The 15,219-nt window shown below is 70.1% G+C and carries 15 protein-coding genes and 1 pseudogene; 15 read left to right on the forward strand and 1 reads right to left on the reverse strand.

Annotated features, from left to right (window positions below):
* Positions 1-752 precede the first annotated feature (752 nt).
* The 4 genes from ACXKR8_RS00005 (at position 753) to ACXKR8_RS00020 (ending at position 3,971) form a co-directional block, all read left to right on the forward strand.
* Positions 753-1,427, forward strand: a complete 675-nt coding sequence (locus ACXKR8_RS00005; protein ID WP_462100744.1) for a helicase-related protein — start codon at positions 753-755, stop codon at positions 1,425-1,427.
* A 108-nt stretch (positions 1,428-1,535) separates the two neighbouring features.
* Complete coding sequence (locus tag ACXKR8_RS00010) at positions 1,536-2,249, forward strand: helicase associated domain-containing protein (protein ID WP_462100190.1); 714 nt, start codon at positions 1,536-1,538, stop codon at positions 2,247-2,249.
* On the forward strand, positions 2,246-2,509 hold the full coding sequence (locus tag ACXKR8_RS00015) for a helicase associated domain-containing protein (protein ID WP_462100191.1): 264 nt from the start codon (positions 2,246-2,248) through the stop codon (positions 2,507-2,509). The genes ACXKR8_RS00010 and ACXKR8_RS00015 overlap by 4 nt, the downstream gene beginning before the upstream one ends.
* Positions 2,510-3,326: 817 nt before the next feature.
* Positions 3,327-3,971, forward strand: a complete 645-nt coding sequence (locus tag ACXKR8_RS00020; RefSeq protein ID WP_462100192.1) for a hypothetical protein — start codon at positions 3,327-3,329, stop codon at positions 3,969-3,971.
* Positions 3,972-4,856: 885 nt separating this feature from the next.
* On the opposite strand, the pseudogene ACXKR8_RS00025 reads toward ACXKR8_RS00020, so the two are convergent.
* Positions 4,857-5,400 (reverse strand): annotated as a pseudogene (locus ACXKR8_RS00025) (HAD domain-containing protein).
* Positions 5,401-5,878: 478 nt separating this feature from the next.
* On the opposite strand from ACXKR8_RS00025, the gene ACXKR8_RS00030 reads away from it, so the two are divergent.
* The 11 genes from ACXKR8_RS00030 to ACXKR8_RS00080 all read left to right on the forward strand — a co-directional run bounded on the left by ACXKR8_RS00030 (position 5,879) and on the right by ACXKR8_RS00080 (position 15,191).
* Positions 5,879-6,862 (forward strand): hypothetical protein, encoded by a 984-nt coding sequence (locus tag ACXKR8_RS00030; protein WP_462100193.1) that lies wholly within the window; start codon positions 5,879-5,881, stop codon positions 6,860-6,862.
* Positions 6,863-6,879: 17 nt separating this feature from the next.
* Positions 6,880-7,320, forward strand: a complete 441-nt coding sequence (locus ACXKR8_RS00035; RefSeq protein WP_462100745.1) for a restriction endonuclease — start codon at positions 6,880-6,882, stop codon at positions 7,318-7,320.
* A 426-nt stretch (positions 7,321-7,746) separates the two neighbouring features.
* A complete protein-coding gene (locus ACXKR8_RS00040) occupies positions 7,747-8,523 on the forward strand; it encodes a hypothetical protein (protein ID WP_462100194.1) in 777 nt (258 codons plus the stop codon).
* Entirely contained in the window at positions 8,508-8,681 is a 174-nt protein-coding gene (locus ACXKR8_RS00045; RefSeq protein WP_462100195.1) for a hypothetical protein, read from the forward strand. Before ACXKR8_RS00040 ends, ACXKR8_RS00045 begins: the two co-directional genes overlap by 16 nt.
* Before the next feature lie 161 nt (positions 8,682-8,842).
* On the forward strand, positions 8,843-9,469 hold the full coding sequence (locus tag ACXKR8_RS00050) for a hypothetical protein (protein ID WP_458270869.1): 627 nt from the start codon (positions 8,843-8,845) through the stop codon (positions 9,467-9,469).
* Positions 9,470-9,629: 160 nt separating this feature from the next.
* Positions 9,630-10,535 carry a TnsA-like heteromeric transposase endonuclease subunit gene (locus ACXKR8_RS00055; protein WP_458275264.1) on the forward strand — a complete coding sequence of 302 codons (906 nt, stop codon included), beginning with the start codon at positions 9,630-9,632 and terminating at the stop codon, positions 10,533-10,535.
* Positions 10,536-10,599: 64 nt separating this feature from the next.
* Entirely contained in the window at positions 10,600-12,246 is a 1,647-nt protein-coding gene (locus ACXKR8_RS00060; protein ID WP_462100196.1) for a transposase family protein, read from the forward strand.
* A gap of 62 nt (positions 12,247-12,308) precedes the next feature.
* The gene (locus ACXKR8_RS00065) at positions 12,309-12,599 is read left to right on the forward strand and encodes a transposase (protein ID WP_458266877.1); all 291 of its coding nucleotides are present in this window, start codon (positions 12,309-12,311) and stop codon (positions 12,597-12,599) included.
* Entirely contained in the window at positions 12,575-13,507 is a 933-nt protein-coding gene (locus tag ACXKR8_RS00070; protein WP_458266876.1) for an IS3 family transposase, read from the forward strand. Before ACXKR8_RS00065 ends, ACXKR8_RS00070 begins: the two co-directional genes overlap by 25 nt.
* Positions 13,508-13,557: 50 nt before the next feature.
* Positions 13,558-14,283, forward strand: coding sequence for a hypothetical protein (locus tag ACXKR8_RS00075; protein ID WP_462100197.1), 726 nt, complete (start codon positions 13,558-13,560; stop codon positions 14,281-14,283).
* Positions 14,280-15,191 (forward strand): TniB family NTP-binding protein, encoded by a 912-nt coding sequence (locus ACXKR8_RS00080; protein WP_458270873.1) that lies wholly within the window; start codon positions 14,280-14,282, stop codon positions 15,189-15,191. The genes ACXKR8_RS00075 and ACXKR8_RS00080 overlap by 4 nt, the downstream gene beginning before the upstream one ends.
* Positions 15,192-15,219 lie beyond the last annotated feature (28 nt).

Consider the following 15,219-nt stretch of genomic DNA (forward strand, 5'->3'; position numbering starts at 1 on the left):
CTCGGTGTCCAAGCTTCGCGATTTCCAGGTCGAACCGGTTGACGATGTCGTCAGGGCGCTGACGCTCCACCCTGGGCAGTCCATTCCTACGGATGGGTTGCGGGCTCAGCTTATCGCTGCCCCGGGTACGGGAAAGACGTTCATGTCGGCGCACGCGGGGATGAGGATCGCCCCGAAGGGGCCCATTCTCGTACTCGTTCCCACCCTCGACCTGCTGGGCCAGACGATCGAGACCTGGCGGGCCGCCGGGCGGGCGGGCCACATGTACGCGGTCTGCTCCATGGCAGACCACGAGCCTGCCGCCGGGGTGCTGTGCACCACCAGCTCGGAACGACTGGCGTTCTGGCTCTCGAAGGCCGGCGAAGGCGTTCCGGTGACCGTCTTCGGCACCTACGCGAGCCTTCCGACCGTCATCGGAGCACACAGCCGAGACTTCAACCAGTACGGCATCAGTCCTGTTCAACGCTGGTCCGCCATGATCATCGACGAAGCCCACAGAACCAGTGGCGCAGCATCGAAGCCATGGGCGGCCGTGCACGACAACCAGGCCCTGCCCGCCGCCGCGAGACTGTACATGACCGGCCACCCCCAGAGTGTGGAACGTCCCGGAGAGCTTGGACGCCAGCACCACCGAGGGAGCAGAGGCAGACGCAGGCCGGCCCCGCGTACCAGTCGCTGCCGAGGGAACTGGCGATGTCCATGGACGACGAGAACTGTATTCGGCACCGTCCGCCAATAACTCCTTGACGCTCATGCGCAGCCAGGACATCGGGGTGCTGGCAAGGTTTCAGCTCGTCGCCCTCGAAAATCGTTTGATCCAGTGCTCCACGCGATGCTGGAGACGAAGAGGGATCGGCCGCCGGGCGCGGCTTGCGGCGATCCAGGTCGCTGTTCTCAAAGCCATTGAGGATAAGGGTCTCAAGAAGGTCATCAGCTTCCACAACCGCATTGATGACGCCGAGGTATTCGCTTCAACTCTTCCACGCCGGATCGAGGCCGAAGACGATCTCCGTGCGGCGTTCCCCAACGGCGTCTGGGCACGCTGGCTCTCCGGCGAGCACACAGGGCGTCACCGCAAGCAGGTCCTGGCGGAGTTCGACGACGAGGAACCCGGCGGCCTGCAGCGGCCCGCCCTGCTGGCCAACAGCAAAGTGCTCGCCGAAGGGCTGGACACGAAAAGCGACGCCGTCCTGTTCACCAGTGCCAAGGGCAGCCTGGTGGACCTCATCCAGGCGATCGGCAGGGCCCTGCGCCAGCAACCCGGCGCGGGGAAGGTCGCCACCATCATGGTGCCCACCATCGTGGCCAAGGGCCGCCCACGACACGATCGAAGACGCCACCACCCAGCAGCGACCTCGTCGCCGACCCCGGCTTCGCCCCACTCTTCTCCATCCTCGAAGGCCTCCGCGCCTACGACAGCAACCTGATCGAAGGCCTCGCAGTCCCCCAGCGCCGCTCACGCACCGAACAACCCGCCCCACGGCTGCAGGACGACGAACAGGACCAGGAGCAGCCACCGGGATCCGGACAGGCCGGTGCGCAGGCGCTGCGGATGGTGCTGGAGTTCGCCGGCGGCCTCCACACCGCAGCCGAGATCGCAGCCGCCGTACGACTACGCGTACTCAGCCCCGAGGCACAGAACTGGCTGCGCGGCTTACGCCGCCGCCAGACGCTGGCACGAGACCCACTCCAACGTGGCGATCCCTGTCGATGCCACAGAACCCGGCTCGGACTTCCCCCTGGGCCGCTGGGCGGCCTCGCAGCGGGCCGCCTACGCGGCCGACGAGCTACTACCCTCACGCGTACAGCGCCTGGAAGAGCTCGGCATGGTCTGGAACGCCCACGAAGCCGCCTGGGACGCCAACCTCGCCATCGCCCGCACCTACGCCGCCACCCACGTCGAACGCCTCGCCTGCAGCGCCACCACAGTCGCCGGCTCGACCAAGATCGGCCGATGGCTCGTCGAACAGAGATCCGCCGCCAACGCCGGCAAACTGACCCAGGCCCGCATCGCCCAGCTGGCGGGCATCGACCTGTGGTGGAACCCCACCTGGCCACTCCCCTGGCAACGCTCCTACCGCATCGCCCTCGCCCACACCGACAACGGCGGGACGCTCACGGACCTGCTGGACCTGCCCAAAGGCATCCGCATGTCCGGCGAGGACATCAGCAAGTGGGCCAGGGCGCAGCAGGCCCGGTGGCACGAGCTCCAACCCGGCAGCAGGAACTGCTCGGACGGCTGGGCATGACCGCCCCCACGCAGTCTGCAGTCCCCGCGGCAGCACCCGCGCGCAGTCAGACCGACCGGTTCAACACCGGACTCGCCGCAGCAACAGCCTGGGCCGCGCAGCACGGCGGCACCATCACCGCGGTCAAGCGGAGCGATGTACAGCCCATGCCCGACGGGCCGTTCAAGTTGGGGCTGTGGGTGGGCAACGTCCGACAACGAGCCGTCAAACTCACCAAGGAGCAGCGCGCCGCACTCGACACCCTCGGCATGCGCTGGTGAGGCGGAGGCCGGCCTGGGAGGAGGTGACGCTGTGCTGCTGACGCAGGGGGTCTTCCGGATCGCGCCGATGGCCGAGGAGACGGTGTGGTCACTGCTGGACGCACCGCCGCCCGGTATGCCATGACGTCCACCGATCTGCGGGCCGCGTGGGAGTGGCGCAACAATCCGCCCCGCTCCCCTGGTGCCAGCGGTGTACGCGCTGACGCCGAGATCCTCCTCGACCCCGCCGGGCAAGCCCTTCTCGCTGCCCTGTGCCGCATCGACCTCCACACCCTCCAGCGCGCCCTGCCCGCCTGGGCCAAAGGACCCGCCGCGTTCACCAGCACCTCCTCCAAGGGACGACCGCAGGCCCGCTGGCAGTCCGGCGCAGCAGCCCACGGACCCGTCGCCTACGCCTGCCGGCCCTGCACCGCACAGCGCACCGGACAGGCAGTGACCGCCATGCGGTACCGCGACGGATGGCAACGTGTATGCCGCCGCCACCAGCGGTGGACCCTGGGCGCAGGCGACGGACACGACCTGGAATATCTCGACCTGCGGGCCTGCCCCGAGATCGCGGCGGCGCAGCAGCAGTGGCCGACCGTAGCCCGACGGGCCGAGGCGGCCGGGGTGACACCCGGGGCGGTGTTCGCGGTCGCCCGCGCCGTGGTGTGCCAATGGTGGGAACCTCGCACTCGAATGGAGCGAAGAGCGGATCTGGCCCACCCGCCTGCACGCCCTGGCCGGCGGCGACGCCAGCGCCAACCTGTGGTGGTGGCGCGCCGTCACTCGCGAAGCCACCACCTTCCCCGAGACCGTCGCCCTCGCCGGGGCACTTTTGGACCCCGCCGTCGCCGACAAGGTCCGGCACGACAGCGGCGGTCCCGGGACCTTCAGGATCTCCCCGCGCGACGGACAGTTCGAGCAGGAACTCGCGCGCAGGCTCGGGCGGCCCTGGCTCGCCCGGGTCGGCGCCACCACCGACAGTACCGCCCTGACCGCATGGCGCGGAGCAGTCGTGCGCAGGCGCCACGGCATCGGACAGCCCGGCGACTGGGGACAAGACCCCTGGTGGATCCCCCGCGACCACCAACCCGCCTCCGTCACCGCGCTCCTGCGGACCCTGACCCAGCGCACCGACGGCACCATCACCTGGCGCGCCACCATCCCCCGCCCCGAACGCGGCTGGATCAACGAAAAAGTCCGCGAGGCCACGGAGCTCCTGGCCGCCCTGGACCCCCATGACACCGCGCCCCTGTCCACCGCCACCCAACAGCTGATCGACACCCTCAACCAGGCCATCGCCACCCTCGACCAAGCCGTCACCGGCATCGCCAGCTCCGCCCACACCGCAGGCATCCCCCTCCACCACCTCGCCGAATGGACCCGCCTTCCTGCCGCCGACCTCCAGCAGGACATCGACGACCACCAAGCCCACATCGAAGACCACTACGGATACCGCCACCACCCACCACAGACATGAGGGAAGGAGCGGCGGCCAGCACAGCTGCGCGGCGGCCACGCTCAGGCTGGCGAACTGTCTGCTTCCGGGGTCACGGCTTTCGCCGGGGCCTCCGCAGCGGGGTCGACGAGGAGGGCCAGGTACCGGAACTCTCCCCCGGTTCCGGGCCGCTGCGAGTACGGCCGCCAGCGCAAGGGATAGGTGCCTCGCAGGACCCGGGTGTTGGGGGCGAAAGTCGCCCCCGCCCCACAGCAGCGTCCCGCTCAGCTCACCGCCCTCGTGCAGACGGAACTCGCGGTCGCGGGACTGCGTCCCCGACGGCTTCGGCTGCTGCCACAGCGCCGACTCGTTCGTGATCAGCAGCGCCAGGCCGTTCTGGTCGGGGCGGACGCAGAACTTCTCCAGCCGGGCGACGTCGAAGACGAAGTCCCGCCGGGCCAGATCAGGGGCGCCGTGCGACTTCAACGCGTACCGCTCCTCCAACGGGCCACTGCCCACCGTGCCGCTCCAGGCACGCTTGACGTACTTGAACTCCACCGCCGTGCGGCCCAGCGGACCAAGACACAGCAGGTCCAAGTGCTCGACACCCTCCGAGGCGGTCTGGCGCACCTCCAGGCGACACTCCACCTGCGGCGCCAGCCCCCACAGCACCCGCGCGAACGCATGCTGCAGATCCGCCTCCGAATGAAACACCGGCCGCACCCCAGCCAACACCGCCAACACCTCCGCCAACCCCACCTGACCAGCTATCAGGTCAGCGGCAGAACGGGATGGGCAGACGCCGACCGATTCCTCAGGAGTGTTCTCAGTAGCCATGGAAGCCTCCAGCACAGCGATAGGGGTTCAAGACCATAAGGCCACCGGGCCCAGCCGCGCTCCGGGACGGGGCACGGTACTACCGGGTCCTCATCGCGTCGGCGGCGCGGGACGGGCCGCACGTAGCCAGTGCTCGACAGCGGTGGAGTCCGCGCCGGTCAGGCCTGCGGCGGGGTCGACACGGTGCAGCATGGCCGGCCCCGGATGGTGCGCAGCCATCCAGCGCCGGTCAGTACCGGTGATCTCGTCGTCCAGCCAGACGAACGGGCGCCCGCCCGCCCAGGCGAGCAGGCCGCGCGTCTTCCAGTGCAGCCCGGAGCGCCCCTCCTCCTGGTCCTGCTCCGGCCACAGCACGACCGGCAGGCGCGGCAATCCCAGACGCGGCGCCACGCACTCGTTCGCCTCCTCCATCCAGGTCGTGGCCCACACCAGCTCGCACCCCAGCGCGGCCAACCGGGGCCCCAGGCTCGGATCAAGCCTGGACAGCAGAGGATTTCGCCCCGACCACCCGCAGCCCTGACGCATCCGGGAAAGTCGGGTAGCCGCCCGGCAGCTGACGGGGCGTCGCACCGAACGGGATCAACGGCCCGTCCACATCGAGGAAGAGCAGCGGGCGCCACACAGAACCAGTCACCGCCGCACCCTAGCCCAGAGCCGGCGGGCGTCCGACTCCGGCAACTGGCCTGTGGAAGGCCAGGCAGCCAGGCGCAGTGCCCTCCATCGAGTCACTCACCAACTGGCGAAGCGGGACGAACAGCAAGGGATTGTCGATCTTCGCGGTTGGGCATCGCTTCACAGCGGTAGTGCCGCTGACGGCCCACATGATGAAGGGGCGCTGTCGCGGGCAGGCAGGTTCGGCCAGGGGAGGGCCAGATGGCACGGCAGAAGTCGATAGCGCAGCAGTTACTCGACGCCCTACCAGGCGAAGCAGAAGGCGAAGGCCGCCGCTGTGAAGAAGGAGGCGGCGGAAACGAGATCGGCTGGCCAAGAAGGCCGAGCAGGACCGGCTCCAGCGCGAGCGCCAGGAAGCCGCCCGGCTGGACAAGGAGCAGGCCCGGCTGCTGTCGGTCGGAGAGCGGGAGCTGACCAAGCAGGAGCGTGAAGCCGCGCGGGTGGAGCGGGAGCTGGCGCAGCGGCTCGCGGCGCGCAAGCGCACAGCGGAGCAGCAGCAGCGTGAGCGGGCGCGGGCCGAGCAGGAGCAGGAACGCCAGCGGCAAGCGGCCGAGGTGCAGAGCTTGAAGGACGAGGCGGCCCAACGGTCTGAAGCCGTCCAGGCCCTCGTGCAGGAGTTGGAGTCTGTTCTCCTGGACCGGCCCGGCGACCTGGGCGACTACCGGCGCAAGGCCGAGCAGCGCTTACTGCAGGAGGGCCCGCAGGCCTTCGCCGATGCGGTCGGCAAGCTGCTGCTCCACTCGCCGCTCCCCCCGGGGTGCCGGCCCGCGGTGCGGGCCGCCTACGCGCCCGAGGCCAAGCAGCTCCTCCTGGAGGTCGACCTGCCCGGCCAGGGCATCATCCCGCAGGCGGCCGGATACCGGTTCATCGCCCAGCGCCGCGAGGTCGTACCCCAGCCCCGCAAGGACACCGAGGCCCGGGACCTCTACCGGCGCCTGGTCGCGCGCCTGGCGCTGCACGCCATCGAGGAGGGCTTCGCGGTCACCAGCCCCGACCTGGTGGACACCGTGCTCTTCAACGGGCACGCGGACGCCAAGGACCGCGCCACCGGACGCCCGGTGCGCCCGTGCCTGGCCAGCGTCGTGGCCGAACGCGAGGCCTTTTGCGAACTCGACCTCGGCGAAAGCGAACTGGACCCCGCCCTGTGCCTGCGCCACCTGAACGCCATCGTCTCCCCCCACCCCTACGACCTCCCAGGCCGTAGCCCCCGTCGCGGAATTCGACCTCAGCAAGTACCGCTTCGTGGAGGAGGTCGACATCGTCTCCGGCCTCGACAGCCGCCCCGACCTGCTGAAGATGGCCCCCACCGCGTTCGAGCACCTGGTCCGCCAACTCTTCGAAGCCATCGGACTGGAAGCCTGGACCACCCAGGCCAGCCGCGACGACGGCGTCCGACGCCGTCGCCATCAACCGCGACCCCCTGACCGGAGGCCTGTGCGTCATCCAGGCCAAACGCTACAAAGACACCGTGCCCCCCGACGCCGTCCGCGCCCTGGCCGGCGTCATGAACGACAAAGCCGCAGCCAAAGGCATCCTGGTCACCACCGCCTGGTACGGCAAATCCAGCCTCGACTTCGCCCCAACGCACCGGACGCATGCAACTCATCGACGGACGCGGCCTCAAAGCCCTCCTCCAAGAACACCTCGGCATCGACGCCCTCATCGGCCTCCCCAAACTCCCCCGCGGCTGGCACCCCCAAGACATCCAGTAACACCGACAGAAACCCCACTGGTCGACAACGGTCAGACCAGGATCGGAAAGGCACGGCCACGGCGAACAGTCCCGACCAGAACCCGGCACACCGCCCTCCCACATCCGGCCCGCCCGCAGAAAGCCTCTTCCGGCTCGTACCCCTGTCCGGTGAGACGACGTGGTCGCTGATGTCACGGCTGGCGGCCCGCTACAGCCTGGATACCCAGGCTCTGCTGGGGCACTGGCAGTGGCGCAACCAGCAGCCCCGCCACAACGACGGCAGGTACCGGGCCGACGTGGACGTGCTGCTCGACCAAACCGGGCGTGAGGTACTGGCTGCGCTGTGCGGGGTCGGCGAGGAGGTACTGGCACACGCGCTGCCGGCGTGGGGTCACGAGGATGATAGGCCGACCGCGAGCGTCGGCGCACCGGACCGGCCGCAGGGACAGTGGCGGGCTGGCGGCGCGGCGGTCGCCCCCGTGGCGTTCGGGTGCCGCTCCTGCACTGCCACACGCACCGGTGAGCCGGTGCGTGTGGTGCGGTACGCCGCACGGTGGGAGCGGGTCTGCGGGCGTCACCGCAGGTGGGCACTGGAACGCCGACGCCGACCAACCGATGGAGCACCTGGACCTGCGCGGCTGCCCGCAGGTCCTCGCGGCGCAGCGGCGGTGGGACGGTGTGGTGCGGCGCGCACGGCGGGCGGGGGTGAAGCCCTGGGAGGTGTTCGGGCTGGCGTCGGCAGTGGTGTGCCGGTGGTGGGAGGAGTCCCCGCACTGGGGGCATGAGCAGATCTGGCCGGCCCGGCTGCGCCAGGTCGCCGGTGCCGCTGCCCGTGCCGGAACGGGTACCGCTGCGGGGCTCGGGTGGTGGCGGGCGGTGGTGCGCGACGCGCTCGTCTTACCCGAAGTGGTCACGGTCGCCAGCGCTCTGCTGGATCCCGCGATGGCGCAGCTGGTGTGGCGCGACAGCGGAGGTGAGCGGGCGCGGCCGCTGCCGGCTGACGGGGCGTTCTGCCGCGAGCTGGGAGTACGGGTGCACCGGCCCTGGCTCGGACCGCTGGCCGCGGTCGACCACGGCGGGCCGCTGCTCTCCTGGATGGGCACCGTCATCCGCCACCGCCGCGGCACCGGCAGCGGCTCGGCCGTTGCCGCGGAGGACCTCTGGTGGGTAAGGCCCGAGCACCAGCCGCCCACCACCGCAGCACAATTGCGTGTCCTCGGCAAATTGAAGACCGCGTCCAGACCCGCCACCACGTGGCACTCCGCGGTGTCCAGTCCGCAACGGCACCTGATCCGCGGCCTGGTCGCCTCCGCCGAGGAGCAGCTGACCCAACTGCGCGGGCGCAGCGCGGCACCGTCGGCGAGGCCGCCCAGCGGTTGCTGCAGAACCTGAGCCACAGCGCCGGCCTGGTCGACCGGGCACTGTGGGAGAGCGCGACCGCCGCCTTGGAGGCGGGCGAGTCCCTGGAGGACCTGGCCCGCTGGGCCCGGCGGCCGGTGGAGGTCCTGGCGGCCGAGCTCGCCGCCTACCGGGACCGGGACGAGGACTGAGCGCGGGGCCTGGTTGCTGACGGGCTGTCCGCGAGCGGTCCGGTCGCCCTGTTCCATGCATCTGCAGCCGGGGTTCGGTTGCACGAGGCGCCGTCCACAATCGGTCGGGGCCTGGATATTGGCGCGCGCGTGCCGGAGAGGGGGCGGTAGCGTCGCACGCCATGGGCACGGAGATCTACGGGAGCATCGAGTTCCGCCACCCCGGTGTGGGCACCGACTACTACGAGGGCGAGCCGTGGGTGGCGGCCATGGACCTGTGGCCCCTGTACGACCAGACCGACTACACCGCCTTCGGGCTCCTGTTCGGGGTACGCAACGACGCCGGCTTCCACCCGCTGGCAGCAGACCGCGGGCTGCCCCACGACCTGTCGAACGCCGTGCGCGCGCAGTTGGAGGCCCCGGTCACCGTCGGCGAGATGAGCGGCGCGACATGGGTCAGCTGGGCGCAGCTCGCCGCCTTGGAGCTCACGGGCCTGCCCGGAGGGTTCGTCGGACGACTGACCTGGTCGAAGCCCACGCTGCCCGCGCTGAGGCACCGCCGGCTCGTCCCGGCCCAGTGGCCGCCCGACGTTCTCGCCACCACCGGGGCACCCCCACCCGGCTGGCACCCGGTCTGCGGGCCCCTGGACTGGACCGCGGGCAACGGCCTGCAGTGCCGGTACGAACCGCTGCGCGCCAGCACCGTCCTGGGACCTGGCACCGGCTGGTCGCACGTCTTCGCCGTGATGAAAGCCCTCGCCGACCGCTTCGGCGACGACGCCGTCCGCCTGGTCGTCGCCTTCGACTGAATCCCCCGGCGCAAGCGGACGGGTAGCGCATCGCGCGGTGCTGCGTCTGCGGAACACGGGAACCGGCCCGCGCCGGGCGGGCACCGGTTTGACTGAATGGGTGAGCGGCGAGGACGCAGCGGGCAGGTCCGGGGGCGGAGTAGGGGCCCGGCCGGAGCAGATGCTGGACGGGCGGTCGCTGGCCGGCGTCGAGGCGGTGTTCCGCGACGTGGTCGGGCAGATCGTGCAGCAGCGGTGGGCGGACGCGGCCCTGGCCGTTCCCTTTGAGGACCTGGCACCGGTCGCGGGGTTCCCCGTCGTGCCCGGACGGCGCTGGGGTCCGGGGCTGTGGTGGTCCGCCACCACCGGCCGCCACGTCCACAACGGGTCCGCCACGATGCGCGCCCAGCTGATGGTCCTGGACCGCGACCCGCGCGTGACCGGACTCGCCGGACGCCCCGTGCGGCTGCTGTGGCGCACCGGGCGCGGCGAAATCCGGGCCTGGGTACCGCAGCTGTTCGCCCGCTACACCGACGGCACCGCGCTCCTGGCCGACTGCCCCAGCCACCCCGACGCCGGCGGCCCGCGCGCGGTCGCGGCCGCGGCCGCGGTGTCCGCCGCGTGCGCCAACGTCGGCTGGACCTACCGGCGCCTTGAACCCCTGGACCCGGTCCTCGAGGCGAACCTGCGCTGGCTGGCCGGCTACCGCCACCCCCGCAACCAGGGAACCCCCGCCCTGAACGCAGCAGTCCTGGACGCCTTCGCCCGACCAAAGCCGATGATCGAAGGCGTCCAAGCCGCCGGCAACCCCCTCGCCGTCCTGCCCGCGATCTTCCACGCCCTGTGGCACGGACACCTCCACGCCCCACTCCACCGACCCCTGCACCAGAGCGTCCAGGTCTCCCCCGGCACCCCCACCACCGCCAACCAGCCAACCCCCCACCAGGACCACCACGACAGCGACGACGAGGACGACGTCGAAGGCCTCTGGGCGGACGACAGCCGCAGGAAGGGAGCGGCCCACGGCGGGCGCCCGGGCGCAGCAGGGGGCGCGTCCCGCGACCGGGGCGACAGGGGCCGGGTGTGAGCGGGGCGCGAAGCCGGCGGCCGGTACTGGAGGTCGGCGCCCAGATCCGCCACCAGGGCCGCCGGTGGCAGGTAGTCGCCATCGCCGGACAGCGCATCCACCTGACCGCCCCGACGACCAGGACCAGGACCAGCGACAGGAGTCGGACGGGCGGGGACACCAGGACCAGCGCAGCAGCGGCGGGGAGCCGCCGGACGGGTACGAGGGTCAGGGGTGGGAAGACCGGGTGGTGCTGGCCGGGTACCTGTTCGCCGACCCCGGCTTCACGGTCCTCGGAGCGCCCCCGCCGGAGCCGGTGCCCAAGTGGGGGCTGCTGGAAGGCGTCCCGGAGCAGGCCTTGGAGCGGGCACTGGCGTGGCAGCGGCACGTGCGCGAGGTCGAGACCGGGCTGCCCGGGCCACCGGGCAGCGCCGGCACCCCTCGCCCGCCCTACGAACCCGGCCGGTGGACCCTGGCGCAGCGCGAACAGGCCAAGGCGCAGGAACTGACCGCCTCGGGGTTCGGGCGGGTCTCGCGCACCACGGTGCAGCGCATGCGCCTGGACTACCGCGCCCACGGGCTGTGGGGCCTGGTCGACCACCGCTCCACCCGCACCTCGCGCCCCACCGGCCGCACCGACGAGCGCGTGCTCGCCGCCATCCGCGAAGCACTCGAGCGCCAGCGGGTGCGCTCGAAGGGAACCGTCAAGGGCCTGCGGCCGCTGGTGCGGCAGATCCTGGAGGACCAGCACGGGCACCAGGCGGTGGCCATGCCCGCGCAGGCCACGTTCTACCGCCTGGTCAACACCCTGGCCACCCCCGACCAGCACCCCCGCCAGCCCGTCCGGAGCCCCTCACCCGCGGGACCGTTCACCCCGACCACCGCGCTGCGGCCCGGCGAGCAGGTCCAGATCGACACCACCCGCCTGGACATCTTCGCGCTCCACCCCGACGGCACCACCAGCCGCCCCGAACTCACCATCGGCGTCGACATCGCGACCAGAGCGGTCCTGGCGGCGGTGCTGCGGCCCGGCGGCACCAAGGCCGTGGACGCCGCCCTGCTGCTGGCCGCCATGGCCGTCCCCCACCCCATGCGGCCGGGCTGGCCACCCGCCCTGCGCCTGGACCGCGCACCCCTGCCCCTACGCGACCTCCTGGACCTGGACGAACAGCTGCGCGACGCGGCAGCGCGCCCGGTCGTGGTGCCCGAGACCATCGTCGTAGACCGCGGGAAGGTCTACCTGTCCGGCGCCTTCACCGCCGCCTGCGAAACCCTGGGCATCAGCATCCAACCCACACCTCCCCGCGCACCAACCGCAAAAGGCATCGTCGAACGCACATTCGGGACCATCAACGACCTCTTCTGCCAGCACGTCGCCGGCCACACCGGCTCCGACCCCACCCGCCGCGGACCCCACGCCCAGACCGAGGCCCGCTGGAGCGTCGCGCAGCTGCAGGACCTCCTGGACCAGTGGCTCGTCCACTACCACCACCGCCCCCACGAAGGCCTGCGCCACCCCGCCGTCCCCGCAAGGGCCCTGACGCCCAACCAGATGTGGGCCGCCCTCGTCGCCGCCACCGGATACGTCCCGGTGCCCCTGACCGGCGCCGACTACCTCGAACTGCTTCCCGTGCGCTGGCACACCATCGGCCCCTACGGCATCCGCATCGACCACCGCACCTACGACCACCACACCCTCAACTCCCACCGCCGCCAGCCCTCACCCAACTGAACCCCGACCACTTTCGTGGACACTGGAAGTAGTTCACTCAAGTGTCAAGTGGGAAGTGCACGATGGTTTCAAAGCGGAAGAAGTACACCCAGGAGTACAAGGCAGAGGCCGTAGAGCTAGTGGTGAGCTCCGGCCGGCCCGTGGCTGAGATTGCCCGGGACCTCGGTCTGAACGAGGGAACCCTAGGAAACTGGGTAAATGCCGCGAAGAGGAGCGGAAGCATCAAAGACAAGCCGCTGACCATCGACGAGCGCGTCCATATGAAGGAACTCGAAGACGAAGTACGGAAGCTCCGCATGGAGCGGGACTTCCTAAAAAAAGCAGCGGCGTGGTTTGCGAGCCAGAACCAATAAAGTTCGCCTTCATCCTGCAAGTCCACGACGAGCAGGTCGGCAAGCCACGCCGCTTCATATATCCCATCAACTTCATGTGCAAGATGCTGGACGTATCGCGTACCGGATTCTACTCGTGGATCCGCCGTGAGGAGTCCGCACACGCACGACGCGATGTCGAACTTACCCGACTCATCATCGCTATCGACAAAGTCAACAGGGGTCGCTACGGGATCGACCGGATACACGCGCAGCTGGCCCGCCAGGGCGAGCGCGTGTCACCCAAGCGCGTCCGACGCCTGGCCAGGGCCGCTGGGCTGGCGTGCATCCATCCACGGCCCTACAAGGCCACCACCGTCCAGGATCCGGCGAACAGGCGCGGCCTGGTGGACCTCGTCGAGCGGAATTTCGTCCCGGAAAAGAAAGACCAGATATGGTACGGTGACATCACTTACATTCACACCGCAGAAGGCTGGGCCTATATGGCGACAGTCATCGACGGGTATTCGCGGAAGCTCATCGGCTGGTCGGTCGCTGACCACATGCGCGAAGACATGGTGATCCAGGCGCTAGACATGGCGATCCGAAATCGCCAGCCGGCACAGGGTGAAGTCGTCATGCATACAGACCGTGGCAGTCAGTACACCGGTAGTAAATTTCGCGACCAATGTCTTGACAGCGGAATCCTGCCTTCGGTAGGAAAGACGGGGATCTGCTTCGACAACGCCGCAGCAGAGTCGTTCAACGCAACCCTGAAAAAGGAATTGATCCACCTGCACGTGTGGACAACAATAAAGCAGGTCGGGAGTGCAATATTTGAATACACCGAGTCTTACTACAATCGACACAGGATTCAACGTGAGCTCGGCTACCTATCTCCCTATGAATACGAGAGTGGGTCCACACTAAGCGCAGCACTAGCAGCATAAAAGACTGTCTTCGAAATCGGTCGGCCTCCAAACCCCGCCAGGGGCGGCAAATGGGAAATCCACCACGACCCCCACGACGCCCGCCAGATCTGGATCCGCCTACCCGACGGCCACCTCACAGAGATCCCCTGGATCCACCGCGACCACGCCCACCGCCCTTCAACGACCACACCTGGCACCACATCAAAAACACCCTCACCCACCACAACCCCGACCGCCACCAACACGAAGCCGACCTCGCCGACGCCCTGGACCAACTCCAACGCCGCACCCGAAACGGCACCGCCACCCCCACCGAACACACCCTGGACAACCACACCGCCTCCACCCGCACACCCCCAGACACCGACCACGACCGGCCGGCCCACGGCGACGAGCGGGAACAGCAGCACGAACAGGCGCAGTCCGAGCCGCACCAGCGCGAGGAACGGCCGCAGGCAGTCGAGCAAGGACACGGCGAGCCCGAGCAGCACGGCTGCAAGGACACTCCCCGGCACGGGGACAGCACGGGACGAGCCGGAGCCGGCACCGCAAAAGGCCCCGGCGCGGATACGGGCCAGCACCTACAGCCGGCCGCGCACCAGGGCCTTGCCGCGCGGAAAGACGACGGCCGGTCCGCGGACCCGGCCGTGTTCGAGGACGAAGGCCAGCCGGTACGGGACCCGGACCAGGACGACCACCAAGACCGCGAAGACCTGGACGACGGCAACGGGGCGCAGGTCCCGTACACCGGCCTCGGACTCTACGACGCCGAGAAAGAAGCAGAACTGTGGTGAACCCTCACCCTCAACCTGACCCTTACCAAGGCCCTGCGGCAGCGGCCACCGAACGCGTACGGGCGCGCACCGCGGAGCAGCCGGACAGCGGACCCGCCGCCCCGAACCTCAGCGCCGACGACGCCGTGGCCAGCGCAGTCGGCCGGCCCTGGCCCGTGACCACCTGGAGCGGCTTCCAGCACTTCGCCACCACCACACCACCGGCCCCACCACCGCCGGGTGCGCCCCCGCGCAGCACCGAGGAACGCCTGGCGTACCACTCCGCGTTCGTCACCGTGCGCACCCAGGCCATCGACACCCTCGCCCACCAGGTCCGCACCCTGATGATCCTGGGCGCCCACCAGCACACCACCGCCCGCCCCGCCCTGATCCTGACCGGCCCCGCCGGCACCGGGAAGACCACCGCGCTCCTGCACGTCGCACGCACGTGCCACCTCGCCCACACCAAACGCCACGGCACCGCCGCCAGCCCCGCCCCCGTCGCCTACCTCCTGGTCCCGCCCGGCGCCACCGCGAAAACACTCGCGACCTGCTTCGCCCGCTACCTGGGCATCCCCGTCACCGCACGGATGACCACCGCCCAGATCACCCAATCCGTCATCCACACCTACAACCAGGCCGGCGTGCGCCTGGTCGTCATCGACGAGATCCACCGCCTCAACCCGCGCACCACCACCGGCGCGGAGACTGCCGACCTCATCAAAGACCTCACCGAACACCTCGGCGCGACGTTCCTCTACGCCGGCATCGACGTCGCTTCGACCGCACTGTTCACCGGCACACGCGGGGCTCAACTCGCCGCCCGCGCCTCACTCATCCACGCCGGCCCCGTCCCCGCCCGCCACGGCAACCGGCACCCCTTCACCGACCTGATCACCGACCTCGAAAACGCCCTCGACCTGCACTGAACCCCGACCACTTTCGTGGACACTGGAA

It is taken from the genome of Streptacidiphilus sp. PAMC 29251 (assembly GCF_054208735.2).

Coding starts and splice junctions, on each gene's coding strand:
- ACXKR8_RS00005 (WP_462100744.1), top strand. CDS start 753: ATGCGCAGCCAGGACATCGGGGTGCTGGCAAGGTTTCAGCTCGTCGCC.
- ACXKR8_RS00015 (WP_462100191.1), top strand. CDS start 2,246: ATGACCGCCCCCACGCAGTCTGCAGTCCCCGCGGCAGCACCCGCGCGC.
- ACXKR8_RS00040 (WP_462100194.1), top strand. CDS start 7,747: ATGGAGCACCTGGACCTGCGCGGCTGCCCGCAGGTCCTCGCGGCGCAG.
- ACXKR8_RS00050 (WP_458270869.1), top strand. CDS start 8,843: ATGGGCACGGAGATCTACGGGAGCATCGAGTTCCGCCACCCCGGTGTG.
- ACXKR8_RS00055 (WP_458275264.1), top strand. CDS start 9,630: ATGCTGGACGGGCGGTCGCTGGCCGGCGTCGAGGCGGTGTTCCGCGAC.
- ACXKR8_RS00065 (WP_458266877.1), top strand. CDS start 12,309: ATGGTTTCAAAGCGGAAGAAGTACACCCAGGAGTACAAGGCAGAGGCC.
- ACXKR8_RS00075 (WP_462100197.1), top strand. CDS start 13,558: ATGGGAAATCCACCACGACCCCCACGACGCCCGCCAGATCTGGATCCG.